Genomic DNA, 742 nt, shown 5'->3' on the forward strand with positions numbered 1-742 from the left:
CCGTCTGCATGTCTTGGTTAAAGCCGCCACCTTGTGCCATGAATCCTGGGATAATACGATGGAAAATCGTACCTTCGTAGCTGCCGTCTTCTACATATTTCAGAAAGTTAGCCACTGTGATTGGCGCTTTTTCTTCATTCAGCTCGACGGTAAATGAACCTAACGTTGTTTCAAACGCCACTTTTGGCCCTGCCCAAACACTGCAGCTAAGTAATGCTAAAGAAAGAATCGCTTTGCGTAACATTAGAAACGCTCCTGCATGTACTGACGAAGCTCTGGGTCGTTGGCAATTTCTTTAAGCGTTAACGTCACTACATCATTCAGTGTTTCTTCAATATCAGAATCTGAAGCGCTTAAAGTGCCAGAGCGTTTTGCAGTACCTGTATAGGTTTTCACCAATTTGCCTTGTGGTGTTTCTGCTGTGATCTCTAGTATCACTTTGGCATCCATTTGGTTTTCCATCACGGAATGTTTGACGTTCACTAGCGCTTCTTGAACATTCAGTTCAATTGCGTTGTTGCTGTTTAAATCAGAGTGGAAACCTTGAGATGAGAACTGTTTCTCTAAAGCTTCTTCTAATGCAATGCGTAAGTTTTGTTTCGCATGAAGTGGTAGAATGTTTGAACGACCGTTATCAACCAAAGCTACGTACTGCGCTGCGCGCACGTCTTTGCTGGTCAAGCTGTATGTTTTGCCTTGTACAATAGGATTGGTGCTCAAGGTGCTTTCAGGCATTAGGTTC

2 protein-coding genes are annotated in these 742 nt (G+C 43.5%); both read right to left on the reverse strand.

Annotated features, from left to right (window positions below; genetic code table 11):
• A partial coding sequence (locus R7Z50_RS26925) for a peptidylprolyl isomerase (protein ID WP_318149672.1) occupies positions 1-244 on the reverse strand: 244 nt, incomplete at its 3' end.
• Positions 244-742 (reverse strand): YajG family lipoprotein (locus R7Z50_RS26930; protein ID WP_318149673.1); only part of this gene is annotated, 499 nt, incomplete at its 5' end. The genes R7Z50_RS26930 and R7Z50_RS26925, both read right to left, overlap by 1 nt.

It is taken from the genome of Vibrio sp. 1249-1 (genome assembly GCF_033340495.1).